A 20976-nucleotide genomic window follows, 5' to 3' on the forward strand; every position below is an offset into this window, starting at 1 on the left:
ATCGCTTATTTTTTTGTGCAGCTACGGAGTTGGATATTAGAATACTAAAATACTGTTGTTTTTCTAGTGCGGAATTTGGGTTTAAGTTATCAGATTTTGTTGAGATAAAAGTAATTTGATTACAATAAAAACCTCTTTAAAGATTGCTATTATTTTTAATTACAGACTCTATTGTAGACTATCAAGCTGCACCTTCCGAACCGTTAGGTTTATATGTTGTATAATCACATTCAATTCTTATATTTCTAACTCTATCTGCATAACCAGGCCAAGCATTTTCACTATTATATTCTACACTCAGATAACTTGTAGATAAAAGCTCATTATTATCTGCATTATAAATTTTACATTCTATAAACTTATTGTCTTCCTTAAAATCTGCGTTATAGTAAAAATTCAAATGATCCCAATCATCATAATGATTGGTAACAGTATCACTAGATTTATATGTATCTCCCCAATTTCTTGATTGTACTCTATACTGAATTGGTATCTCAGTTTTATTAACGAATTTAATATTTGTGTTTATGATTTTAATCTGCTTTCCGTAATCTTGTTTTTCTATGCGCAAATAAAATTTTTTACTTTTTAGTATTCCAAATTCAAATCCATCAGGGATTGTCGGCAAATTATTCCCGAATAGCCTCTCTATTGTATAACGTGGATGCACTTTATATCTTAAAAGATAGTACTGAGTTCCTACTAACCCTTCAACTGGAAATTCTTTCGCTTTAATATTGTAGGGTGCATTTCCGAAGAAGTATTTTTTTTCTTCCTCGTAGTCATATCTACTATTTACCTGAATAATCTGATCTTCCTGATCAGATGAATTTATAACAATAGGAAATTTCTGATCTCCGGTGTTGGTGCTATATTCAATATATCCATTCAAACTATTGGCAAGGATAGCTGCTTCCTTATTGGTAAGCACATCTTCTTTATGTCTTAAAGAATCTATTAATTTCCCAAATTGCCTTTGAGTAGGATAATCTCCTGCTTCAAAATAACTTTTTAATTCCTCTCTTGAGGTTATTTGATTTTCTTCCATGATTTAAATGTTTTCTATTTCTTTCTTAACAGTTTTTTTTTAATTGTGATTACTGATATTAATTTTAAACTTCTATTTTCTTAAAAATTTTTAGGATTGTATATTGTATCTGAAGCAGATATAATTTTCGGAAACAGTTTTTTCTGATCGTTTTTTAGAGTACAAAACTCATCTTTTTTTCAATTATCTGAAAGTTTTCAGGACTGTCTATTCTGTAGTTGCAGTAGTTAAACTTTTTCAGAGAAGAAGGTTGCTGCTTCGTTTTCAGAGTACAAAATTCAATCTTTTTTTGTTTCCCCAAAAGTTTTTAATGCTGTCTGTTCTGTAGCTGCAGTAACTGCTTTTTTAATTGTCTTAAATTAAATTTTTTAGGAATTATTAGGATCCAGCTGTTCTATATTTAATAATCAGCCAGACAGATTTTGGAAGTGATTTTCCGAACCATAAGTCATCCTTTACAAAAATTCCGCAAAGCCATAAACTTTGCGGAATTTTATCTTTAGCATAGAAAATTTATAAGAACTTAATCCTGTTTAAAAAAGAAATATACTACAGCTGCCCATTCTTTTCTAATTCCTCTTGCATAACCAATAGTACTGTGGCTGCTGTTTTCTACCGTCCCATCGTCTTTAATATAACCAATCGTACTGTGACTTCTATTTTCTACCGTTCCGTCTTTTTTTACGTATCCTACAGTAGAATGACTTCTGTTTTCGATAGTTCCGTCACTTTTGATGTAGCCAATCGTACTGTGACTTTTGTCTTCAATAGTTCCATCGCTTTTAATATAGCCTATTGTAGAATGGCTGCTGTTTTCAATGGTTCCGTCACTCTTGATATAACCTTTCGTATTGTGACTTCCGGATTCTATAGTTTGTGCATTGGCAACAGAAAGACTGAAGAAAACTGAACAGATAAATAGTGCTTTTTTCATGATTTTAATTTAAATAAATATATGAAATATTACGCATATCGGATAATTTTAAATTATAAAATTTTGAATTTTTATATCATACACTCATGAATAAATGTTATTTATAAGTAGAAAATTCAAATAATTTACATAACATTGCAAAAAAAATCCATGAAAATTTTCAAATCTATTTCAATTGTTATTGTATTTACATTCTTCGGAATTACCGCAAATGCACAAAAAAAGAACCTTGCAACATCTTCCAAATCCGGACCTATAGAAATGCCTGCAAATACCGAAACCCAAGTTATTCCTAATGATGAAAAATTCAATAAGATGATTTCAAAAATTAATGAAATCATTGTTTTTAAGTATGATAAAAGTTACAAAAATGCAGATGTATACATCATAAAAGACGGCAAAGAAACATTGATGTACAAAGCAAAATCAAATGACACAGGGGTTGACACAAAATTAAAAGCAAGAATATACAATAAGAAAATTTATAGTCCGGACGGTAAGCAGCTTTTATTTACTTATGAAACCGAAACTGCAGCCACCAGCTTAATAAAGTTCATCTTCAATTTCCCGGAAAAAAAATCGCTTATTCTTGATTTTTCAAAAATGTATGAAAGTGATGCATATACTATGAGCAAATCAGAAACTTTTGAAAAGTATCCTATCTTTTATTATTATTCATTTTATACTAATGCAAAGAATGAGTAAGGTTTAGCAGGTAGTCATTTGAATATTTAATTTTTGATTTAGCAACGGCACCAACTTTTCCGCTGGCAATAGTTGAAATACTCTCGGTAAAGGCTTTTATCATTTCCATGATTTGCGCAGCATGCTGAATGAAGAACTTCATCACATCAATAATTGCCATTGCCGCTTTTATAAATGCTCCGACCGGAGTCAGTAAGCCCATGATCCATTTGGTACCCGCCTGAATGACCAGTGTTTGGATGGTATCCATAAAGTATTCATCACAGTGGCTTTCAAATCAGCAAACTGGTCTTTCAGATGTTCCCAAAGTCCGGCAACGCCTTCTTTACGAACGATATGCACTATTTTGAAATGACATTTACCCACAAAAAAAGCGAGAATTTTATTTCTAAAAATCTCGCTTTTAACTTAAAACCAAATAAATTTTGTTTGAATGTCAACAAAAATTTTCTTTTTCGTGAGAAGTTTTACCACATATAAAATAATACTTCTAATTTTAAGAATATTGTTAATTACTTATTTAAAAATATCTTAAAATCTTCTAGCCTTTGTTTATGATAACTAAAATCTTTATCGGGAAATATTTTTGGTAACAAATACCCACATACTTCCATATGATGTACTACTGCATCAAGTCGGCTGGTCTCTTTGGTCACATTATGTCCTAAAGATGATGAAGCCATTCCTTCGCTGTAAGGATATATGGTAAGCCAACGTTGCCCTACCTTGAAATCTGCACATTTAGTTTTTATTTCTTCAAAATCCAAATAAAAGTATTGCCATCCGCAAACAGCCATACTGTCTATCATTGCCTGATAATAGCTTTCTAAACTAAAATTGGTTTTAAAAAAACGACCATTATCCAAATATAAAATATCGAAAGGATATTTTTCTTTGGTACGATGGAAAATACCATAAGTACCATTGCCCATACCGTGAGCCGATTTACAGAATAAAAATGTTTCTTCTTTTAAAAAACGTTCTTCTTCTTTGGTGAAATAGGGATGCTCGCAACCAATAGACTCATAATCCGGAGAATGTGATACTAACGCACTTGAAAAACCCCAATTTTCAAATCCACCATACAGGTAAATATTTTCCAAAGTTATTTCCCAGTCTAATTCTAGATGGCTTATTCTTAGCCATTTCAAATCTCCATCTGTAATTTCTCGTCCCCATTTATCTAAGAAATCTTCTTTTGTATACATTACTCCAAAAGAGAATTGTTTATCAGAATAATTTACTTTTTCTTCTAAATTATCTTTAATCGTATAAAAACCTGATCTTGATTTAATATCGGCTACAAAATCTAATACCTTATTTATCATAATTAAAAATTTATTTGTCTATTTCTATCTAACGCTCTAAACCTGCTAAAGTTATCAGCATCTTCTCTTTTCGTCCCTATTATTTTTTCAGAATATTCATCTCGAAAATCATCAAAATCTCTGAATTTATTATTTGTCTTCTTATTTTTCAAATATAAGAAAACTTCTTTGGCAAATTTTTCAGAAAGTCCTAAATCGCCAAAAACACGTACAATAAGGGTATCACCCAGTTCATTCACAGGTATACTGTTGGCAACAGGCTGACTTTGCGAAAATTCCATTTCTTGTATTCTTTTTTTATCACCTTTTGCGTCAAATTTCCCATCTTTCATCAAATGTCCCCATTCTACCGTTAATTTTTTAGGAAACGCTCCTGTACCATTTTTGTCACCATGATGATATTCATCTACCGTTGCTTTGTAATACAGTATTTTATGTTTTTGTGCTTTCTCTCGTTTGGCGTGGTTTTCTATACTTTGATCCATTTCTCTATTCATCCTATTGGAGATTGGTTTTAAGTTCCAGTTGGTATTGGGCCCGTGCAAACCATCATTTAGCATATGTCCTCGTATATAAATTGTTCCATCTCCTTTTTTATTAATATCCTGTGCAAACTTCCATCCCGGCGGATTTGCAGAACCCGGGCTTGCTCCTTTGAATTCACCTTGCAAATAGGTAAGTGGAGAAGCTTCTACATAATCTCCTGCCATACCATTACTTTGCCAAGTGGTTTTCGTTTTTACCTCGGTCTTTTTGCCCCCACTAAAACTTGCTTTTTCTAATAGGTTTTTTAGAGAAAGTATATCTTCATCCCGCTCATTAATTAATTTATCTAATCTTTTTTGGGAGTCGGTTTTACTACCTTTAACATCTCTTTCACTATTTTCTTCTCTTAATTGCTCTAACTTTAACTCGGAAATTTTTGGTTTTACTTTATTTTTATAAAATTCTTTGGCGTTTCTTAATTTAGTGACATTCCCGTCATTACCTTCTTCTCTGCTAATAGAAATTTCACCATCCAATTGTACCTCAATAGGTTTTGGAATACTGGCAAGTATTATGTTTTCAGGTTTAGACTTGCTTTCTGGGTATAATTCGTGATGACTACCATCAGCGGCTGTAAAACTTACTGTTCCCATAAAGAAATCATAAATTTTATTTCGCACATCTTGCGTTTTCTTTTTCCCTTTATTATATAAGTTTTTAACTTTTTTATCAACGTCCAATTTACTTAGGAATTTAACTGCCTTCCCTTTCACAAAAGTCCAGAACTTCACAATCGCATTCTCAATACGCTGTCTGATTTTACGGATCACTCCCAAAACCTTATCCGCCAATCCGCCAATTCCGAGTAAGGAAGCTAAGAACCCAATTAAAACAGGAACAGCTTTACCCAATGCATTTTCTATAGATTTGGCTACAACGCCAACTTTTCCGCTGGCAATGGCTGCAACACTATCAGTAAAGGCTTTTATCAGCTCCATGATCTGTGCAGCACGCTGAATGAAGAACTTCACGACATCAATAATCGCCATTGCCGCTTTTACAAATGCCCCAACCGGAGTCAGCAAGCCCATAATCCATTTAATACCCGCCTGAATGACTTGGGTTTGGATGATTTCCATAATGGTATCCATTACCGTAGCTTTCAAATCAGCAAACTGATCTTTCAGATGTTCCCAAAGTCCGGCAACGCCATCTTTACGGACGATTTGTACCATTTCAAATCCGGTTTCCAGAACTTTCATCACCGGTTCTCCAACCACTCTTGAACCAATAGCTCTGATTCCGTTCCAGGTTAAACCAAGCACTTGTGTGGTAATAGAAAAAATTCCTTTAAGAGAAAATGCATCTTCAGGCATAGTAAGATCAATGCCTTTTGCTGCTCCTGTCAACCAGCCAAAGAAACCTGTTTTAAGATGCGTCCAGATATTGGCTCCAAAGTTGGCAAATCCTTGCCCGACACCAGCAATAAGGTTTTTAAAGAATCCTATCGGGTCTGCTATAATTGCCATTACTACATCTACAATACCGGATAACAAATTGGTCAATGTATTTTTAATTTCGATAATAAACGCAAATACTCCGCTTAATGCATTCAGTGCTTTGTTGATAAAACCGCTGTTCTGCGTTTTCAGTTCTTCAATTCGGGCATCTATACTTGCTACGTTTTCAGCATATTTTTTAGCCAGAACATCAATGAGCGCATCTTTTTTGCTGTTTACGCTTTCTTCAAGTGCATTAAACTTAGTCTGAATCTCGGCAATCGCATCCTTCCCTATTTTTCGCAAACTTGGTGATAAGCTGTTGACATACGTCTGTACATCTTTCTTGCCTTTGGCAATTCTGTTTTTGGCAGCATTAAGCTGATTGGTAACATAGGTTGCAATGTCGTCTATATAACGATCCATTGTTTTAATATACAACGATTTACCACTCACAAAATATTTATTCACCTCTTCCGGAAGTCCGGTTGCTTTGTCCCAAAGCCATAATCCCGCAGTCGCTAAAGCACCATACTTTGCATACGCATCGCCATAGCGTTTCTTTTTGTAAGCGCTCATTCCCTTTTTTACATGATCTTCAAATGCTTTTTTGGCAATTTTACTACCGTAATCAAACATCTCGGCAACTTTTTTATCAAGCTTGTTTAAAATTGTATCTACCTCAGTTTTGGAACTGTTGTAAATACTGTTGATATGATCTGCTATTTCTTTTCGTTTCTGGGTATCTTTGGTTGCGGTGTTCTTTTGCTCTCCATGTGCATGATTCAGTCCGCCTTTGCGGGCATTGTGCATTCCACCAATCTGATGAGCAGCCTGCGACTGCGCTTCGTTACGGGTTTTAGACAACTCACCTTCTTCATTCTTTCTGAATTTCTTTGTTTCAGCAACACTTTGATTTTTAGCTTTATTTTTTTCGTCCAAAGCTTCAGTAAATGTAGGTTCGTTGGAGTTTGCGAGCATTTTATCGGTTACTACATGAGCTTTCATCTCACTATCAATGATATTGGTTTGTTCCTTCACAGGCTGCTCAACGCTTGCCGAGTCTCTTTTGTAAGGCATTGCTTTTGACACATTCGGAACACCAGGAACCTGCCCCACAATTGGCGTAGGCATTTTAGCAACCGCTCGAACAGGCTGTGCAGCCGTGTTTGGTTTGGAAGCTGTAGCTGAAGCAATATCATTGGATGCTGCATTTTTCTCGTTCTTAACATCGCTAACAGCGTTTTGATTTACCTGCTGTATATTGTTGTTTTTCTCAAAATCATCAGCTTCTGCTTCATCTTTAGGAAGTCTTATTCCTTCAATTTTCTGCTTCAGCAAAGCTTTAAATTCTGCTTTACTGAACGTTCCCGGTTTTTGAGCATCCATATGATCGACTTTGCTTGCCTGAGCCATACTTTCCCGTTCATTAACGGGTGACGGTGCGGCAGCTTGTGCATCATTGCTTGCTTTTTGTGCAGGTTCGTGACGTTTTTGAGACTGCGCAGTATTTGTAATTTTTCCTGTTAATTCTGTAAATGCAGAATTATTTTTAGCATCAGGAAGAGATGTAACTTCTGCAGCTTGCTCTTGAGTTGTATCTACAATTTCTGATGCAGACTTTTCTTCTGCAGCATTCTCAGATTTTACTGATTTCCCTTCCTGAGCTTTTTTATTTCCCTGATGAACCGCTGCCTGTTCCTGTATCGTTTTTGGCAGATAAATGCCGGATTTTTGATCGTTGTAATCTCGTGCCTTACCAATACTTAAGGTCGTCACATATTCTTTCTCCATCTCTTTGGTTTCAGGATGATTAACATCCCCGGTTTGCGCTAAACTTTCCTGATGCTTTCCAAACGTAACTGCTGATCCCTGATCGTAAATCGTCTGCGAACCATGAACCGGTAAAATACTTCCGTTCCGGCTTATTTGACTGATTGCAGGATTCCCGTCATTGCGACTGGAAACTGCATGATTTTGTACTGATGCATCTGCTACTTCTCTTTCCGGTAATGAAATAACCGCAGATTCCCGAGGATTTTGTTTTTTACCCTGACTATGATGGGCTTTATTGTCTGTTTCTAAAGGTTTTGTTGCTTTCATGGACTAATGTTTTTTATATACATAGTTTTAAAAGATATGTACAAATGATATTGATGAATTCAGGATTTTGTCCCGAATCTGAAAAAATACACCGTGTAGATTTTTTAGAATTAAAAACCGGAAGCGGCATTAGCAATGTGATGAGAAACACGCGCGCTTATCCGCTTCCGGTATTGAGTCCTCACGTTTATTAGTTTTCCTGGTTCAAAATTCAATCTTTTTTGTGAGAATCCCCTTCATTTCAGGGGATAGATTCTGTAGCTGCAGTAAACTCTTTCCATACTGTTTTACTGTATGACATTAGGTGTTCTGATAAAAAAGTTTTACTTTCATATCAATAATCAGTAAAGAATCTTCTCGTCATTTTACAATTGAAAATTCCACGTAATAGTTTCATGGTTTTTTGATTTTTATAAAATCTCCATAATTTCATCTTACAATCTGCCACTATGGAGATTTTACCAAATCAGTTTTCTTTTTCTTCCTCTCCGGAATTTTTATCAGTTTTAAATCCGGTATGATTTCCGATATGAAGATTCACTACTCTGTCAATCCACTCAGGAAGATTATTGGTGATCATCTTGAGATATTTATCATAGCCGTAGCCTAAGACGAATAATACTCCGGTTGAATACCATTTGTTATCCAATTCGGCTCTATTCATCAGATAACTCATCGTAAAGCCGACTATCATAACGATCAGCAACGTGACGAAATGTTCCCACAATTGCTTTTTTTCTTTGTTCTGTATTGAGATCAATACCCTTAATAATCCTCCTGAAAATGCAATTGCAGTTCCGATTAATAAGGCTTTTATACTATCCAGATTCATTTTTACAGGTTTTGCTGTTACTTAATTTAAAATTTTGATTTTCAAAACTTTTAGATGTTTATTTATTCCTGACTGAGTATATACATATCATCTAAAAACTTCTTGCTTTTCCGAATATTTTCTTTCTCATTTACATAAGCCAGTTCGTCGATAAGGTCGTCAATTTTCTTATGCGGTTTGTGTTGCTTTTCTTTGCTTTTCTTATTTTTTTTCTTTTTCATGATTAATAAAATTGTTAAATGGCAAATATTTTTTTTAAATCTTCTGAAAATTGATTTTAAACAATCTAAGATGAGACTGAAAGACTCTTAAAAGCAGTTTTGAAATTAGTCATGGGGCTCTTAATTACTTTTAATCTTTTCCTAATTTATATTACTGAAAATCAACCCTGTAGAATAATGTTATAAATGGTTCTTTCGGACAAAAACAACATTTCTGTTAATTCAGTTACAATTACTTTCATCTGTTTATTTTGGTTACGCTTTACATACTCAATAACAAAATCTTTCCTTTTCTCTATTAATTCTTTACTTCGTTTCATGTCTTATGTTTTTGTGAATTAGTTAGTTTTTTAGTTTTTTACTGTTTTAATTTGATTTTATAAGAACCCCTGCAAAGGCAGATTTTGCCCTCGAATGGATGACTAATTATGTTTTAATTTTTGTGTTAAGCCTGAAAGGTATTTCCACCCGGAATGACATACCCGCTTAGTTTGATTTTACTTTTTTGTTTTATTCTATTATAACGCTAAGTAACCGATGACACATACAGTCCGTACATTATTTATAATTCCCACAATTTATGCGTAAATAAGATTAATATTCAAATGTTGCATATTGCCAAAGAAGTGTAGCAAAAATTTGTTCTTCAAAATGCATTATCGTTTCTGATGGCTGTAATTAATCAATATTTTACATACCAAACAGGACTGTATATTTACATTTCGGATTATTTTTAAGAAATAAAAGAGCGAGATTTCTGCTTTATATAAGAAATTGTTTTTAAAAACGCAATTTTATCATTTATACAAAATAATATATGAACAAAATTCATTTAAATACGTTTCAAATAAATGAATATTTTACATTTTTAAACTTTAAAAACTCCTTTTACTTTGTTTACAGCTGAATAAAACAAAAAAAGTAAAATCTAAACGCAAATGAAAATTATAGATCAACACTAATATAACTTCCTGATTATAAGAATTTATTAAGCTTATATAAAATTCCAAGAATCAAAATAAAATTAAGCAATCAATATATTTTTGTATATTTGCATTGTTGTTTCTTAATAGCGAGACAAATATACGAACAATGTTCGTTTTTCAAAATAAAAAATGAATATTTTACGTATTTTTTTAACAACCAACTATAAACGTATCAAAATGAACTATTTAGAATTTAAAGAAATCAGAAAGAAACTCAAAATGAAGCAGTCTGATATAGCAAAATCTATAGGAGTTGGTACCAGAGCTGTACAATATTGGGAAAAAGGCGAACGCAAGATACCGGAAACAACTGCCTATTTTGTCAATAACTTACTTCAGGAACAACAGAAAAAACAAAATGAAGCTGCGTCTCCCGTCGTTTTTTCAGACTTAAAAATCATGTATGTCCCTCTTGCCAATCAATATGCACAAGCTGGCTACCTGAGCCGGTTTGCAGATGAAGAATACATAGAAAGCCTGCCTACAATTCCTTTTAGTGACGATGTAGAACACCGTGGTGAATATATGTGTTTCGAAGTTAGAGGTGACAGTATGGATAACGGATCATACGAAAGCTACCTGGAAGGCGATATTATTTTATGCAGAAACATAAGACAGGATTACTGGATGAGCAAGCTGCATTATGATAAATGGGATTTTGTGATCGTTCATAAAGAAAAAGGAATTTTGGTAAAACGCATCATCAACCACGATGTTGAAAAAGGCATTATTACAGTTCATTCCCTGAATGAATATTATGATGATTTTGAAATCCATCTGAAGGACGTTGCAAAACTTTTCAATATTATCAGTACGAGACGTAAAAACAATAGAAGATAATTTGCCTCATCTTTAATAAAAATCCTCAAAAATTTGAGGATTTTTATTTTTAAAATCTATCTTTCTTAATTTAGAAACAATTTTAAATGTAAATAGTTTTAGCATTATTTAAAAGGATGCTCATGGATGCACTTTTAATTTCTGCCGATGCACTCTGTGTGAAAGGTGTTTTTCCACCGCTTGTATCGCAGGCTCCGAGAGACAAATCTCCATTCACCCGTACAGTCTGGCTGGCTTCCAGAATAATATCAACAGTAATTTTCCCTTTTACCGTTACAAAAACCGGAATTTCTGTACGTTGAGGATCTCCATCCGGAGTCTGCCTTACCATAATAAGCGGAGTAAGGTTTGACTGCTCTAGAATACTTCCATCACCTTCTACATAAATACTCGCTGTTGCACCAGAAGGATTACCATTCAGATTAAAGGTCATTGGCACATCAGATTTGTCCCCTTCTAAAGTAAATGATAATTTGCTTTGTTCACACTTACCAATGGGTTCATCTCTCCCAATTTCTGTATATACAAATTCTGCTTCTGTACAGTCTGTACCACGATAAATTGAGAAATTATGCTCTGCTGAAATCCTGTTACATTCAATTTCTTTGTCTAAAAATAAAAGCTGCGAATCTATATGCAAATGTGCAGGCGTTTTTTCTGATGTAGCAAAAGATGAATATTCACTTATTCTAAGGGTAATTTTCCCAGCTTGTGTCGGCGTATAAACAAATGGTAAAGATTTTTGCTCTGTTACTCCGTTTTGCAAATTCTTAGGAATTTCAAAATCTTGTATTACCTTATTATCGGTTCCTAAAATCTCTACAGTATTGTTAAAAACATCATCACATCTTCTGTAGTGTATTTCATGAGACAAATTCATCGGTATTCCGACAGCTGATTGAGCAACATCTACTGTTGCAGAAACCCAACCAGGAGAAGTAGATAACTCAGTTATATCTAATCTTGCATCATTTACATTCGATAAATGGTCGCAAACCGGAACTTCTGCTTTTTCTTTTTGATAAGAAAGTATATTTGAAGTAGCTGAATGATTTTTTGCATCAATGACCACTGCTCTGTAATAATTCCTGCCAACTGAACTGATAGAATCTGTAAAATTTCCTGTAGTAAGATTTGCACTAAACGTGTTCCATGTAGTACCATTTGTACTTTTCTGGATTTCAATATTTGCAATATCATTATCAGGATCAGTTGCATCGACATCAATAGTGTAAGTGCATGTCGACTGCGTACATGATCTGTCCGGATTTACCACACCATCATTCCATTTTAAAAAAACTGTTGGCGGATTTCTTCCCGGACAATTTCCTATTTTAAATGAACTTTCCTTTATAGCAACAGTTCCGTCCTGTGTAGTTAATGTTACCTTTAAATTATAATCACCCAGAATTTGTATATCCGGAAGACTTACTGAAAGACTGCTCCCAATATACGGTAGTGAAGGTAACGGAATTGGAAAATCTGTATATGAACCTGCCGAATTTAATTTATAGGATGCAATTGCTTTTGTTACTGGCGAAGAAGATGTATAATTTACATCAAACGTTATATTGCATTTTGCTATTGCCATTTTTAAATTATTTATTGTTGTTATTAATTAATATGTAAAGGGTGATTATGAATTTACATGATTGATAAAACACCCTTTTTCAATCTAAATGAAATTTGTAATTATGGTTATTTTTCAGAACAGCAATAATTACCCGGCAACACCTTCACAGCAATTTCCTCCTTCAGGAAAGTTAATGCTATTGATCACAATAGGAATTTCTTCATACCAATCCCTGATCGCTATATTTTGACTACATCCGCTGCCGGTTACATTCACTTTTATCGTAGGGATTCTTTTCGGATCAAGATTGTAGAACGTATAGGTTATGTTTCCATTGGCATCCGGATTCAGGCTAATGAAAGATCCGTTGCCCAGGAAATCCCAACTATATTGATAATCTGCAACATTGTCTCCTGAAATATGGAAGCTGACCGTTGTTTGGATAGAATCACCTTCAGGATATGCAATAGAAGTAATATCAATCTTTACTTCCGGTTGTGGAATAACTTTGATACTGCAATCAACAGGACTTCCATTGACTGAAAAAGTAATTTGCTGATTATGTAATTCCGGGCTTACCGATTGAGGTTTGAAGAAATAGATTCCGTTGACCAGTTCTATTCCTCCATTGAATTTTGGATCCACATCTGCAGTTACCACTCCATTGAAAGGAAGCACCGTAAAAGGAATACGCTCTGCTTCTGCACAAATAGTAGCGCTAGGCAAGCTCAGATTAATTTTAGCTTTCGGTGTACAGCAGATGTACGGAAGTGAAAAATCTGCTACAATTGTGGTATCTCTACCGCTGATCTCATAAACCATTACAAAGGTTCCGCCTTTTTCAACTCCACGCAAATGCTCCAGCCCAGAGTTTTTTTCTACATAATCATTAAAATAAGCTTTTGAAAGATCTTTATTTTTTACTAATTCTCCGAAAGAAAGCAGCATGATATCAAATCCAAGCTGTTGCTCATCCCTGATCTTTTTTATTTGCTCAAAAGCCTGCTGATAATCCATTCCCTGATGACCTTCAATATTGTAAAAAGAATTTCTGTCAATATTAAAACTCACAGGATTCTGAATATGAGCATCAGGCGAAAGCAAATCTGTATCATATCCCAAATTTTCTTTGGACGAACGATTGCTTGATTTATCAAAATTCCATGTTTTTAAAAATTCCTCTGAAACTTCATAATAAAAAGGAATTGCTTTATCGCTGAGAGAATTGAGTTTTTGTGAGGGCGTAATTTTTATTTCTGACTTATCCTCAAAATCACGAGAATATCTGAAACTTTTTGCCTGCTGCGCAAAACGACTGATTAATAATTTAATTTTTTGTCCTGCCTTATCATCATCTAAAACCGGAGAATTATAAAACTGATGCCGATATGGATCCAGCTGTATTTTTGATGTTAATTTACCCAGCATAACGTGCTTTGGAAAAGAAACCAGATCCGGAAAACACTTGGTAAATGCTTTAGGAAGCAACGCCGTAATTTCAGAATAAGTATTGGTCAAATCTTTTACAATATCGTAAACATATTGAAATCCTGCTGATTGAGTAAGAAATTCTTTTAGTTTCGCTTCAAAAGTTTTATGATCAACTTCCGGCATTCCAATAATTTTGGAGATTGCATTGATTTTTGCAAAAATACCCGCACCATACTTGTTTTTTTCTAAAACGGAGACATACATATTTTTTAAATCAAGCGAAGAAAAACCTGCATCAATTCCTCTTTCTAAAATGAGATGATCTATAATCACACGCTCCATTTTCACATCCTTCAGAATGTCTTTTTCAAACAATGGATGACGCTGAATTTCATCTTTATCACGAATATAATTAATTCCATCTGCTGTGGTAACCAGAACTTTGAGATTTCTGATCTGCTGAACTCCGTGATTATCACAATCTACTCCTCTACAAGGCCTTACTTCTTTTTCGTAGCTCTCCAAATAAAGCAGCAAATATTTATTTTCTAAATCTGAAAGTTTCTCAATCGGTTGAAAATCTGAATTCTTCTCTAAATCTGTTGCTAATTCCCAAAGTTCAATCTGCTTTTCTTCATCATAAAACGCCGGATATTTTGCTTTAAAATTGTCATATACTTTGAAATGGGTATATTCTTTCTGGTCTATGTTAATGGTTTTTAAATCACTTACATATAATTCTTCACTTACTTTATTGGTTTTATTTAAAGTGAGTAAATCTCCGTCTGTAGTAAGTGCTGCTCCCTGAGAAAGCTGTATGCTTTTCAACAAACTGTCTTTGTAAACAGGCTTTGGCTTTAGTCCGCACACAATACCTACTCCTTGAAGCAGCACTCTGGACAAACGATCCTGATCTTCGAAAAAATCTAAAAACTCATTGAACTGCGTATGCTCTATATATTGCCCTTTACTGAATTTTCGGTATTGGGTTGATATGTTACTTAATTGATTATTCATTGTTATTCATTTTTTTAATAACTTATTAAAATGCTCTGATAAACTTCATAGACAAACTTAATTGTCTATGAAGTAGTTTCACTGATTCATCCTGTCTAGAATTATCTTGTCGCTCCTGTACAAGGATTTATTTGTAAAAAATTACCAACTGGATAACCAGAATAAATTGGAGCTGGATCGTTTGCCAGGAATAATTGAGTAAACGCAACTCCTGTATGACAAGAACCTAATGCACATTCAAGAGAAAAGCTTACATAACCATCAGAAGCCCCTGCAGCTAATTGTTCTGCTTCTTCTTGAGTAATAATAATTTCACTATATCTGCTATAACCACTGCTAACATTTGGAGGATAATTATGTCTATCTTGGTTTCCACCAGTATTACTTAAATGAATATTTCCTTTTACAACACCACTTTGATTGAATGAAGTCTGACCTTCAATTATTTGTCCGTTTCCTAATAAATTAAAACTAGCTCTGTTACAAGTATGACCCGGATCTATACCATGTCTGTATTGAATAACTACTCTCATACCGCTAAGACATGCAATAGTAGACTGTCCAGTTAATTTCAATGGTGCCAATCGGTAAATATTACTACAGCCATTACTATTGGTTACTGTAAGTGTAGGATTATAAATATCTTCCTGACCAGCAATAAGATTGTACACATGAGTTTTTTTGTTAGTTGGTGCTTCATTGTTTACTATTGGAGAACCGTCACCAAAATTCCATGTAAATGTAAGACCTGTAAAATCTCCCACAACGTTAAATTCAACAGTTGCATCCGGGTTGTTTGCGTTTTCATCTGTAGTAGGAGTATCATAGATTATAGAACCTGCAGATACAGATACAATTTCCGGTTTTTTATATACGATCATTTGTGATTCTACAGGATCATCGTTAACGGTAAATGTAATGGTTTGTCCAAAATAAGCAGCATTTACCAGACTTGGATCAAAGAAACTCTGACCTGCTGATTGATTAATGGCAGTTATCGGAGTAGAACCATTTACAAATGCTTTTACTTCACCATCCAACGGAACAATAGTCATAGCAATCGGGGCATCATTCTGACAAAGCTGACTTGCCGGTAAAACCAAAAATACAGGATCTTTTTTCGAACAGCACAAATAAGGCAATGAGAAATCTGCAAGAACCTGATTGTTTGCTTCCGATTCTGCGATTAGTAAAAATAATCCGCCACGTTCTACGCCTGCCAAATGCTCTAAACCTGATTTACGCTCTAAGAAATCACTTAAAAGTTCTGTTGAAATCTCCTCTTTCTTCGGATCTTCTTTCACAACAACAACTTCCTTATCTGATCCGGGAGCTGTGAATGCAGCTTTATTCAATAATTTTAGATCACTGTCTAATTTAGATAAATTAAATAAAGTGCTTTTATAATCTCCTCTTTCCTTGCTGATGTCATCAGAAATCGAAACCAACTGCTTTCTGAGATCTTCTATTGACAATTTTCTCGGTTCGGAAGGTAAATCATCATTTCTTTTTTCACCTTTATTCAAAAGCAATACACCGACATCAAAAGGCAATCCGTATTTTACTTTCAGATCATTGATGTTTTGTACCGCAGTTTCATAAGGCAATCCTAAGTGTCCTTCAATCCTGTAGAAATCGTAATTATCAATATTATAATTCAGCGGATTCTGAACATAGTCGTCTGTTGCTAAATTAGCGGTATGATAACTTAGATTGTAAGTTTCTCGGTCTGTTTTTGTTTTTTCAAAATTCCATTGCGCCAATAAAGGCTGATCTACGTTGTAATAATAAGGTACCGCTTTGTTACCTAATCTTACATACAAATTAGAAGGCGTGATTTTCACCGGTCCGTTGTGAGATTTAAACTTATTGACTTTCTCAATAAAACGCTTAATAAGCATAATGACTCTTTCATAATTTGCATCATCACCTGTAGTTACCGGTGAATGATAAAAACTGTGACGGAAATCAGCTTTTTCTCCCAATTCCAATGTATTTCCTAAAGCTCCCAACAGCAAATGTTTAGGGAAAGAATTGATACTTGGGCAACATTCTGCATCCAGATGCAATAACAATCCTTTGATCTCATTATAGGTATCAATTAAATCTTTAAACAAATCATATCGGTACTGATAATCACTCAGACTGAAAGCAGAACTTAATAATAATGAGTTTATTTTTGTACTTACTGAAGAATCCTTGGAATAAAAAGTTTTAAAAATACTATCAAAACCAGCTGTTAGGGCAGGAACAGTATTGATCGAATCATAAAATCTTGTCTTCAATTGTGACGGTGTTGTGATAGAAGAATCCAAAATCACTCTTTTTGCTTCTATTTGTGGAAGACTGTCATAAAGTTTTTCATACTTATTGCGAAGTTGGTAAAGAGAATCTTTTGTATCTATTGTACTTAAAAGACCTTCAACATCTTGCGAACCTGCCAACAGCACTCTAAGATTAGACACCTGCTCCGCTCCTGCATTATCACAATTTGCATCTTCACAAGCCGATTCTTTATTAGAATAAGATTCCAAGTAAAGAATAACGATTTTATCGCTTAATTTTTCAATACCTTTTACCTCTTTAAAATTATCCTTTGCCTTTTGAGATTCCAACAGGTCATAATCCTGCTGTGTAATAATCTCTAAAAGAGGAATTTGTTTTGTGTCATTATCAAAATGCGGGTATTGTACATCACTTTCATAAGTTCTGTAATATCTGTAAGCATTGGCATCAAAATCGATGAGCGTTTCAATTATTTTTTTATCTGGATTGGCTACAGTTTTTTCAATTTTTCTGCGTAACGTTATTAAATCTCCGTCCGTGGTTACACCAGCTCCCTGTGTAATTACAATGGTATCAAGATATTCTTTAAGATCAATTTCTTTTCCTTTGAATATTTCTCTGATAACATCATTATCCTTGCTCATGGATCCATCTAAGAATACAGATTTAAAGCCGCATACAATTCCTACTCCGCTCAAGCGGGTTCTGGAGAGCCGGTCCTGATCTTCAAAATAGTCGATGAATTCGTTTAACTGCCCTTCTGTTAACACTTGGTTTTCGTTAAACTTTCTATATTGGGTTGTTATATTGTCTAATTTAGCATTCATTGTTTTTCAATTTTATATGTTTGATTGTCCTAAAATTATTTTTCCGTCCAGGCTGTCGTTATCTTCTACATCACAGTCTAAAAGCCTTCCCGGTCGGTAAATATTATTTAAGTGGGAAAGTTCTTCAAGTAATTTAAAAGTACTGTTGCCTAAGTTTTCCAGATTATTCTTAGCTTTATCTGAAAGGTATTTTTTAAAGGCAGATTCAAATCCCGCCAAATCGTTCTGAGCAGTCTGTTTATCGCTCATTCTGTCTCCTACCCAGCAAATTTTTGCTAAAATATGAGCCGGAATTTCCTGTCTGATTACTGTTTCAGCATACCGCCTGAAATCAGGATCCTGAAAACGATACGCAAAGCCCGGAAGAACAACACTTACACGGTAAGAATAAGGATCAAAAACATCATCTTCGCAGTCTTCTTCACAAGAAGACATGAGTACATCAGCATATTTAACAGGTGTAGCAGGAATCTCTTCATCATCTTCAGGAGAAAATACTTCAAACGTATTTCCTACCGTCATATAGCCGATACCTTCCATATTCTGAAAGATTTTAAATGTTTCATTTATCGACATGCAACCAATACCGCCAATAAGTTTATAATCTTTGAATGTAGGTTTCAGCAGTAAATGTTCTACCAGGAAAATTCCCTCTTCAGTAAAATTATATTTAAAATAATTCACTGTTTTAATGATACCATCTTTCAGCTCATCAAGCGAAGAATAAGGAGTGGTTTTTTTATGGGTAGCAATTACTTTTTTATTTTCAGAATCATCTACAATCTCAACATAATAATTACCTCCCGACGAAAAGCGAATCTGAATATTCCCTATCAAATCATACGTTGGCTGAGCTTCTTCCAGCTTCTCTAATGCATTATCCAGATCTTCCTGATCAATTTGTATGGTCTGATAAATCACTTCATGCAGATTTTTGGTGGCAGCATACTCTATTTTATATGTATTGACAGATGATAAAGTAATATTCCCTGCTGCGTCTTTTATTTTCCAACTGTAGATTGGTTTACCGTCAGTTCCCTGTGTTTCGATAATCACAATAGGAGTTTGAGATAAGTTTCGCTGCGTATAATTTTTAAGTCCAAGTAAACGCGCTATTCTTTTTTGTACTCCCGAAATATTTTTGGTATTCCAGAGATTTCCTACATCATCTAATGTATAATTGTAGCCAATTCCTCTGTCTTTACTTAATGATTTGTATTCGCCTAAAAAGTTTTCTTTATTGCTTAAAACGATTTCATCTGCAGATTTGCCGTACAAAGATTTCATCAGGAACGTATAATCACTGAAAGTTTCTGCAAAACGGGAAATCAGGTGATCTAAGACTTCATTTCGTCGTTCTACACTATTATCGAGCTCCTCGTACAATGAATCTGTAAGCTTATCGTCATCTGCATCATAATCTTTAACCAATTCATCGAAACCTTTGATATTTTTAAGAGTCTGCGTGAAATACGTTCTTTTTAAATCTCCATGAATGCTTAATACTTCTTTTACTTTTTCCAGATGTTTAAAATAACCAGCAAGAATCTGATCAAAAAACAACAAATATCCTTTCATTTGTTTCGCCAGTGCTTCTCTTTCAGGGGTTGGATTTCCTATGATTCCGGACATTCCTACTCCGTACGTATCCGGAAATTCATTTAAAATAGTAGCATAGTTTCCGATGTCATAAGAAGTTCCCTGTGGCAGAATCAATTCTTTATTCTGTCTCGCATCTTCTCTCAACACCTGCTCTTCTTTTCTAAGCGTATCTAAATAATTCTGAACCTTTTTTTCATTGATATTTAACGGAAGCGCACCTTTACTGTAACTGAAAGAACTTAATTCGCAAAGCTCCGGCTTTTTACCTTTTTCTATGCAGATCAGCCAGTCGTTGTTTTGTTTTACCACGCTGTCGCAGCCTGCAATAGAAATTTCATGAATTTCTTTCACACCCTCAACTTTCATGATTTCGCTGATCAGGTCTGAAAGACGAACTTCTCTTCTCAACTGACTGTTTCTAAGTTCTTCATCATCAATAAAACCGTTATCCAGAAGCGGACCTTCAAAAATCTGATCTGTAGCAAGATCTTTATCCAGAATTTGTTTCAGCGAATAAAAATGAACTTCCGGAGCCAGATAATGATTAATTGTTCTGATTACTTTGGCGTGTACCAGTTCTTCATCTGCTTTATTTACCAATCCGATGCGGGCGCAAACTGCAACTTTCTGGGTTTCAATTTCTTTAATATCTACCAAATCTTCACAAAGACTTCTGTTGGCATGATAACGTTCCAGAATTTTTACTCTGGTTGAAGATTTATCGCATTCGCTGTGTTCGGCATCAATATCTTCTGCATAATCTACATACAGATCATACAATCCTTTTACAGTAAAATCTCTTGTTTTTTCTCCGATTGGTTTAAAATCTAGTGTTCCTGTTTTGCAGTCAACATACAGTTTTTCGGTCTTAGGAACCAGCCAGCAATTACGGATCGGTCTTTTCTGACCGGAATTGAAACTGATGTCTATGAACAGTTTTCTGTAATCCAGCTCGGTTAAAGGTCTTGAAGGCAAAATCTCCGTAGCCTTCAGAAACTGTGTATGAATATCTTTTTTATCATCTTTCGATGCCAAAATATCTTCCATATTCAGATTCATTCTCATTCCGAGATCTGTAATGGCGTAACTCAGAACTTCCAGAGTGGTGATACCGGGATCATGAGAATTATAATCGGTCCAAAGTTTTCCGCCTAACTTTTCTATGTATTCAACACCTGTTCTACGTAGAAAATGAAAATCGGTCTGATCTTCCGTTTCTACTTTTTTCGGTATGCTAATGTGCTTATTTTCTGACATA

Annotated in this window: 15 protein-coding genes; 3 read left to right on the forward strand and 12 right to left on the reverse strand. The window is 34.4% G+C overall.

Annotated elements, in window-relative coordinates; all coding sequences use genetic code 11:
* Window positions 1–181: 181 nt before the first annotated feature.
* Both AC0NBN_RS14870 and AC0NBN_RS14875 read right to left on the reverse strand, forming a co-directional pair.
* Window positions 182–1048 carry a hypothetical protein gene (locus tag AC0NBN_RS14870; RefSeq protein ID WP_160813736.1) on the reverse strand — a complete coding sequence of 289 codons (867 nt, stop codon included), beginning with the start codon at window positions 1046–1048 and terminating at the stop codon, window positions 182–184.
* A 523-nt stretch (window positions 1049–1571) separates the two neighbouring features.
* Complete coding sequence (locus AC0NBN_RS14875; RefSeq protein WP_160813735.1) at window positions 1572–1982, reverse strand: 5-fold beta-flower protein; 411 nt, start codon at window positions 1980–1982, stop codon at window positions 1572–1574.
* Between the two features lie 150 nt (window positions 1983–2132).
* On the opposite strand from AC0NBN_RS14875, the gene AC0NBN_RS14880 reads away from it, so the two are divergent.
* Window positions 2133–2687: a hypothetical protein gene (locus AC0NBN_RS14880; protein WP_160813734.1), complete on the forward strand. Its 555-nt coding sequence runs from the start codon at window positions 2133–2135 to the stop codon at window positions 2685–2687.
* Here the strand turns inward: AC0NBN_RS14880 and AC0NBN_RS14885 are convergent.
* The 3 genes from AC0NBN_RS14885 to AC0NBN_RS14895 form a co-directional block, all read right to left on the reverse strand.
* Window positions 2668–2937 carry a hypothetical protein gene (locus tag AC0NBN_RS14885; protein ID WP_160813733.1) on the reverse strand — a complete coding sequence of 90 codons (270 nt, stop codon included), beginning with the start codon at window positions 2935–2937 and terminating at the stop codon, window positions 2668–2670. The genes AC0NBN_RS14880 and AC0NBN_RS14885 overlap by 20 nt on opposite strands.
* Window positions 2938–3199: 262 nt before the next feature.
* The gene (locus tag AC0NBN_RS14890) at window positions 3200–4015 is read right to left on the reverse strand and encodes a hypothetical protein (protein ID WP_160813732.1); all 816 of its coding nucleotides are present in this window, start codon (window positions 4013–4015) and stop codon (window positions 3200–3202) included.
* Between the two features lie 2 nt (window positions 4016–4017).
* Window positions 4018–8103, reverse strand: a complete 4086-nt coding sequence (locus tag AC0NBN_RS14895; protein WP_160813731.1) for a hypothetical protein — start codon at window positions 8101–8103, stop codon at window positions 4018–4020.
* Window positions 8104–8156: 53 nt separating this feature from the next.
* On the opposite strand from AC0NBN_RS14895, the gene AC0NBN_RS14900 reads away from it, so the two are divergent.
* Window positions 8157–8297, forward strand: a complete 141-nt coding sequence (locus tag AC0NBN_RS14900) for a hypothetical protein (protein WP_160813730.1) — start codon at window positions 8157–8159, stop codon at window positions 8295–8297.
* Window positions 8298–8569: 272 nt separating this feature from the next.
* Here the strand turns inward: AC0NBN_RS14900 and AC0NBN_RS14905 are convergent, their stop codons facing one another.
* From AC0NBN_RS14905 to AC0NBN_RS14915, 3 genes are all read right to left on the reverse strand, one after another.
* Window positions 8570–8935, reverse strand: a complete 366-nt coding sequence (locus AC0NBN_RS14905; RefSeq protein WP_160813729.1) for a hypothetical protein — start codon at window positions 8933–8935, stop codon at window positions 8570–8572.
* 62 nt (window positions 8936–8997) lie between these two features.
* Window positions 8998–9156 carry a hypothetical protein gene (locus AC0NBN_RS14910; protein ID WP_160813728.1) on the reverse strand — a complete coding sequence of 53 codons (159 nt, stop codon included), beginning with the start codon at window positions 9154–9156 and terminating at the stop codon, window positions 8998–9000.
* Window positions 9157–9317: 161 nt separating this feature from the next.
* A complete protein-coding gene (locus AC0NBN_RS14915) occupies window positions 9318–9476 on the reverse strand; it encodes a hypothetical protein (protein ID WP_160813727.1) in 159 nt (52 codons plus the stop codon).
* An 843-nt stretch (window positions 9477–10319) separates the two neighbouring features.
* On the opposite strand from AC0NBN_RS14915, the gene AC0NBN_RS14920 reads away from it, so the two are divergent.
* The gene (locus AC0NBN_RS14920; protein ID WP_143884665.1) at window positions 10320–10982 is read left to right on the forward strand and encodes a S24 family peptidase; all 663 of its coding nucleotides are present in this window, start codon (window positions 10320–10322) and stop codon (window positions 10980–10982) included.
* An 82-nt stretch (window positions 10983–11064) separates the two neighbouring features.
* Here the strand turns inward: AC0NBN_RS14920 and AC0NBN_RS14925 are convergent, their stop codons facing one another.
* The 4 genes from AC0NBN_RS14925 to AC0NBN_RS14940 all read right to left on the reverse strand — a co-directional run bounded on the left by AC0NBN_RS14925 (window position 11065) and on the right by AC0NBN_RS14940 (window position 20975).
* On the reverse strand, window positions 11065–12573 hold the full coding sequence (locus AC0NBN_RS14925; protein WP_160813726.1) for a hypothetical protein: 1509 nt from the start codon (window positions 12571–12573) through the stop codon (window positions 11065–11067).
* A 129-nt stretch (window positions 12574–12702) separates the two neighbouring features.
* Entirely contained in the window at window positions 12703–15003 is a 2301-nt protein-coding gene (locus tag AC0NBN_RS14930) for a hypothetical protein (protein ID WP_160813725.1), read from the reverse strand.
* A gap of 101 nt (window positions 15004–15104) precedes the next feature.
* The gene (locus tag AC0NBN_RS14935) at window positions 15105–18116 is read right to left on the reverse strand and encodes a PKD domain-containing protein (protein ID WP_160813724.1); all 3012 of its coding nucleotides are present in this window, start codon (window positions 18114–18116) and stop codon (window positions 15105–15107) included.
* 12 nt (window positions 18117–18128) lie between these two features.
* On the reverse strand, window positions 18129–20975 hold the full coding sequence (locus tag AC0NBN_RS14940) for a hypothetical protein (RefSeq protein WP_160813723.1): 2847 nt from the start codon (window positions 20973–20975) through the stop codon (window positions 18129–18131).
* Between the last annotated feature and the right edge of the window lies 1 nt (window position 20976).

The sequence above is a fragment of the Chryseobacterium sp. L12 genome, assembly GCF_056133985.1.